Raw genomic sequence first — 4,940 nt, 5'->3', positions numbered from 1 at the left:
GCATATTGGCTCAATTGAGTCTGGACCCTAGGCTGGTGTAGGGGCAACATATTGGGCGCGCTGCTTCCGTCAGGCGAGCCCGGACGTGATGCCGAGCCGGGCCAGCAGATCCGCGTCGCGATCAACTTTCGGGTTATTGGTGGTCAAGAGCACGTCGCCGACGAAGATTGAATTTGCGCCGGCCAAGAAGCAAAGCGCCTGCAATTCATCGGTCATGTATTGCCGCCCGGCGGACAAGCGAACCACACTCCTCGGCATCATGACCCGCGCGGTCGCCAGCAGCCGGACCAGCGCGATCGGATCGGGAGGCTCCGCGGTGTCTTCCACCGGTACGCCCTCAATCTTGTTCCACAGGTTGATCGGCACGCTTTCGGGATAGTTGGGAAGATTGGCGAGCAACACGAGCATACCTAGGCGGTCCTCGACGCGCTCGCCCATGCCGATAATCCCGCCGCAGCAGATCTTGATGCCGGCATCGCGCACATGCGCCAGCGTATCGATGCGGTCCTGGAGGCTGCGGGTGGTGATGATCTTGCTGTAAAACTCGGGCGATGTGTCGACGTTGTGATTGTAGAAGTCAAGGCCGGCCTCGGCGAGGCGCGCGGCATGCTTCGGTGTCAGCGTGCCGAGCGTGACACACGTTTCCATGCCGAGACCTTTGACCGCGTTGACCATGTCGCAGACGGAATCAAGATCGCGATCTTTTGGCGTGCGCCAGGCCGCGGCCATGCAGAAGCGCGTAGCGCCGGCATCCTTCGCGCGCTGTGCGGTCGCAACCACATCGGCGCAACGCATCAGACGGGTCGCTTTCAGGCCGGTCGCGTAATGCGCGCTTTGCGAGCAGTAGCCGCAGTCCTCCGGACAGCCGCCGGTCTTGATGCTGAGCAGGCTCGCAGTTTCGACGTGGTTTGGATCGAAGTTCTTGCGATGAGCGCGCTGCGCCTGAAGCATCAGGTCGGCAAAAGGAAGGTCGTAGAGCGCCTTAGCCTCTTCGACGTTCCAATGATTACGAACCTGCGCCCCGTTGCTAGCTTTCTTTCGTTGGACTTGCACAGCAGCATCCATAACCCAATCTCGCTCAGTTGTAGATAATCGCGTGAATTATCTATAGTCATCGCCCTCGAAGAGATGCTAATCGAGCTGCCTCGCAAATGCACCGATTATTGCGGTAGATAATCTATGATCACTGCTGACAACATGACGATGGTCGCGCGCATCGCGGACTCAATCGCTGAGCGCATTATCAGCGGCGCCTTAGCGCCAGGCGCACCACTCCGTCAGGATCACGTTGCACGAGAATTCAATTCCAGCCACGTCCCCGTGCGCGAGGCCTTTCGGCACCTGCAGGCACAACATCTTGTTGTCGCTGTGCCGCGTCGCGGTGTTCGGGTTGCCCCGCTCGATACCCGTTCAGTGAAGGAGATCGCCGAAATGCGCGCCGCGCTCGAGGTGGTGGCATTGCGCCATTCGGGGCCAAGACTGACAACAGCTCATTTGGCTCAAATCGAGCTCGCCCTAATCGAAGGAGACAATGCAAAGACGATCGAGGAGTTTGAGATGGCCAACCGCGCCTTTCACCAAGCCTTGGTCGCGCCGTGCGGAATGCCGCGTCTGCTCGCGAGCCTCGATGGATTGCAGCTTGCCAATTCTCGATTGGTGTTCGCGATGGCGCGATCGGTGGGCTGGCGACCGCGCTCCAATCAAGATCACCGCCTGATTCTGCAAGCCCTGCGAACGCGCAACGTCGATCACGCCTGTAACCTGCTCACGCGGCACATTCAAACCATTGAGCGACTTGCCCTTCCGGCGTCCTGAGCAAATCTGGCAAGCTCCATTGCAGATCGCCGACGGTTGCAAGCGACGATCATGCGGCAAGCGACTAGCCTCATTGCAACCGAATCTATTCCCAGATAGTTATGGCACCCGCTAGCGACATCTCCACGGACGGCCATGATTCGTCACATCGTTTTCTTCAGCGCCAAGGACGAGGCGCATATCCACCAGATCATCGAAGGTCTTTCGCTTCTCAGCACGATACCGCATGCGCGCCGGCTTGAGGTTGCCCGTAACCGCAAGACCGATCAGCTCGGCAACGATATCGACATCGTGGTCTATGGTGAGTTCGACAGCGAGACAGAGCTCGCAGCGTACAAAGCGCACGATCTCTACCAGGAATCGATTAAACGGGTCCGACCGCTCCGCGAGCTGCGGTTCGCGGCCGACTACGATGTATCAACAGATACCCCTTTCGCCTCCACGGCAGGATGATCCTGGTGCTGTCGCAGCAAAAAGTCCGCCGCCGGCGTAACTTGGCAATGGGCCTCATGTTTCGGCCCAGCACAGATAAGAGTCATTCTCATCGGTGGGGCAACAGATGGAACGGCACTTTCACGACGTCAGCCGCCTGTGACCGATAACCCGATGTACGTTCGCGAGTTGCAGTGGGTTGAACCTGTCACAGCGATGCGACGTCTTGGGCATCGATCGCATCTCACGTTTCTCGATAGCGCAGCAAGGCACGAGCTGCTTGGGCGCTACTCATATCTAACGTGCGACCCCTTCAGCACCTACAGGGTCGCGAACGGCCAAGCCAGTTGGAACGGACTGACTCTCGAGGCCGATCCATGGAAGGTCCTTCGCACGCTACTCGCGAAGTACCCGCAAGAGCATCGTCCCGATCTCCCGCCATTCCAGGGAGGAGCGGCAGGCTACCTTGCCTACGACATGAACAGGACATTGGAGCGATTGTCTGCCCCGCCAATTGCCGGTCTGGGTTTGCCCCAATCCATCCTGCATTTCTATGACGTGGTCATCAGCTTCGACCACCGGGATAACAAATGCTGGATCGTCTCGACCGGATGGCCGGAGCAGGATCGCGTGCGACGGAGCGAACGAGCGCTTCGTCGAGCCGACGAGTTTGCAGCATTGCTTGCCGGTCCAAAGGCGCCACAGAAGGGTTGTCCCAGCAAAGCGGGCGCGTGGCGCTCGAACTTCAGCCGCGACGGCTACATTGCGGCGGTACAACGCGTGATCGACTTGATTCTCGCGGGTGACGTGTTCCAGACAAATATTGCGCAGCGTTTCAGCACCCGCCTGTCGACCTCGTTTGATCCGCTCGCCTTCTATTGCCAGCTACGATCATTGAATCCGGCGCCTTTTGCGGCCCTGCTGCGATGGGGAAAGCTGACCATCGCATCAAGTTCGCCGGAACGATTCCTGAAACTTGAGGGGCGACAAGTCGAGACACGCCCCATCAAGGGCACGATAGCGCGTTCGCCTGATCCCAAGGAAGACCACCGCCGTGCGGCTGCTCTCCTCGCTTCCGAAAAGGATCAGGCCGAGAACACGATGATTGTCGACCTTTTGCGTAACGATCTGTCACGCGTTTGCACTGCGCATTCGGTCGGGGTTCCGGCCCTATGCAATCTCGAGTCCTATGCCTCGGTGCACCATCTCGTGTCGATCGTTACGGGGAAACTTGCCGGAGACGAAGACGCCGTTAGCCTGCTCCGCGCTTGCTTTCCCGGCGGCTCCATTACGGGAGCGCCAAAGCCGCGGTCGATGGAAATTATTACAGAAATCGAGCGCATAGCGCGAGAGGTCTATTGTGGGGCGATCGGCTTCATCGGCTTCAACGGGCACATGGACACCAGTATTGCGATCCGCACTGTCACGATCGACGGCGACCTGGCTGTGTTTCATGCGGGCAGCGGTATAACGGCCCTGTCGAAGCCCGAGGCCGAATACGAGGAAACGCTCACCAAGGCAGAGCGAATCTTTGATGCATTTGGTACTGAACCAGCTGGTGCATTTTGATTGTCATCGTCGATAATTACGATTCCTTCGTGTTCAATATTGCCCGCTATTTCCACAAGCTCAGTGAAGCAACGGAAGTGATCCGAAACGACGCTATCAGCATCAGCGAGCTCGTTGGTCTCAACCCGCGCGCGGTGGTCATATCGCCCGGCCCCTGCACCCCAACTGAGGCAGGAATATCGACAGCAGTGGTTCGCGAACTTTCAGGACGCGTACCAATTCTCGGCATCTGCCTTGGACATCAGTGTATTGCAAGCGTTTTCGGAGGACGGGTGGCGCGTGCGCGTCGGCCCATGCACGGTCGGCGCTCATACGTTGCGCATGACGGCCGAGGGTTATTCAAGGGACTGCCAACCCCGCTTGACGTCGGACGCTACCATTCTCTTATCGTCGCGCTTGATCAGTCATGTGCGCAGAACCTCGTAGTGACAGCGCGTTCGGAGGAAGGCGAGATCATGGCCCTCACGCACGGCTATTATCCCACCTATGGGGTCCAGTTCCATCCCGAGTCGATACTTACCTCACAGGGGCACGTCCTGCTTAAGAACTTCTTGCGACTCGCACAGGATTTCCGAAACCGCGCGGAGCAATGAGAGGCTCGGCCTGCCAATCAAGATGGTGGACCGTCGGTTTTCGACGTGGTTGGAAGGCGAAGCCTCATATGGCAGGCATTTTGTGGTAATCCGCGCTGTTCCGTGCTTGGCTCTGCAGTCAGCGGCCCGCCTCCGACGGAAACCAGCCCCTGCGGTTTCGAGGGCCGGACGTCTCTCTTGGCCGGCTTGGATGTGGTGCGCGCGGGGGGCAAAGAAGCAGCAGGAGCAGGAGAAGCAACAGGCGCCGGATTCTGCAGCCCCTCGATTCTTTGGGTCAGGGTTGCGATCTGATCCGAGATCCGCCTTAGCTCGGCTTGCTGCGCATCGACGTTGCGATTGAGCTCGGCAATTTCATCGGCTGTCTTCTGCTGCCCTGATTGGATCCATAAAAGGACGTCCCTATGCTCAGGTGACAAGCAAAGCGCGCGAGGCACGACTTCGTGCGCCGGCGGCGCCTCGCAAACGTTTCGATATTCGTCAAAAAATAGGCTCCTCCTGACCTTGCCCCCAAGTTTTATCCAGTCCTGAGTT

At 58.6% G+C, this 4,940-nt stretch carries 6 protein-coding genes; 4 read left to right on the top strand and 2 right to left on the bottom strand.

Features of this window, described 5'->3' with window-relative positions:
* Window positions 1-69: 69 nt before the first annotated feature.
* Window positions 70-1,065, bottom strand: coding sequence for a biotin synthase BioB (gene bioB / locus IC66_RS0141930; protein WP_011084890.1), 996 nt, complete (start codon window positions 1,063-1,065; stop codon window positions 70-72).
* Between the two features lie 114 nt (window positions 1,066-1,179).
* Between bioB and IC66_RS0141925 the strand changes: the two genes are divergently transcribed.
* The 4 genes from IC66_RS0141925 (at window position 1,180) to IC66_RS0141910 (ending at window position 4,409) form a co-directional block, all read left to right on the top strand.
* A complete protein-coding gene (locus IC66_RS0141925) occupies window positions 1,180-1,815 on the top strand; it encodes a GntR family transcriptional regulator (protein WP_011084889.1) in 636 nt (211 codons plus the stop codon).
* 135 nt (window positions 1,816-1,950) lie between these two features.
* Window positions 1,951-2,268 (top strand): Dabb family protein, encoded by a 318-nt coding sequence (locus IC66_RS0141920; protein ID WP_011084888.1) that lies wholly within the window; start codon window positions 1,951-1,953, stop codon window positions 2,266-2,268.
* A 153-nt stretch (window positions 2,269-2,421) separates the two neighbouring features.
* Entirely contained in the window at window positions 2,422-3,816 is a 1,395-nt protein-coding gene (gene pabB / locus IC66_RS0141915) for an aminodeoxychorismate synthase component I (protein ID WP_038951341.1), read from the top strand.
* Window positions 3,813-4,409, top strand: coding sequence for an anthranilate synthase component II (locus tag IC66_RS0141910; protein ID WP_014497769.1), 597 nt, complete (start codon window positions 3,813-3,815; stop codon window positions 4,407-4,409). The genes pabB and IC66_RS0141910 overlap by 4 nt, the downstream gene beginning before the upstream one ends.
* 17 nt (window positions 4,410-4,426) lie before the next feature.
* Here IC66_RS0141910 and IC66_RS48075 read toward each other — a convergent pair.
* Window positions 4,427-4,940 (bottom strand): hypothetical protein (locus IC66_RS48075; RefSeq protein ID WP_210161493.1); only part of this gene is annotated, 514 nt, incomplete at its 5' end.

The organism is Bradyrhizobium genomosp. III (assembly GCF_000261705.1).
Lineage (GTDB): Bacteria > Pseudomonadota > Alphaproteobacteria > Rhizobiales > Xanthobacteraceae > Bradyrhizobium > Bradyrhizobium ottawaense.
This window is presented reverse-complemented; position numbering and strand designations above follow the sequence as displayed.

Coding starts and splice junctions, on each gene's coding strand:
- bioB (WP_011084890.1), bottom strand. CDS start 1,065: ATGGATGCTGCTGTGCAAGTCCAACGAAAGAAAGCTAGCAACGGGGCG.
- IC66_RS0141920 (WP_011084888.1), top strand. CDS start 1,951: ATGATTCGTCACATCGTTTTCTTCAGCGCCAAGGACGAGGCGCATATC.
- pabB (WP_038951341.1), top strand. CDS start 2,422: ATGTACGTTCGCGAGTTGCAGTGGGTTGAACCTGTCACAGCGATGCGA.
- IC66_RS0141925 (WP_011084889.1), top strand. CDS start 1,180: ATGATCACTGCTGACAACATGACGATGGTCGCGCGCATCGCGGACTCA.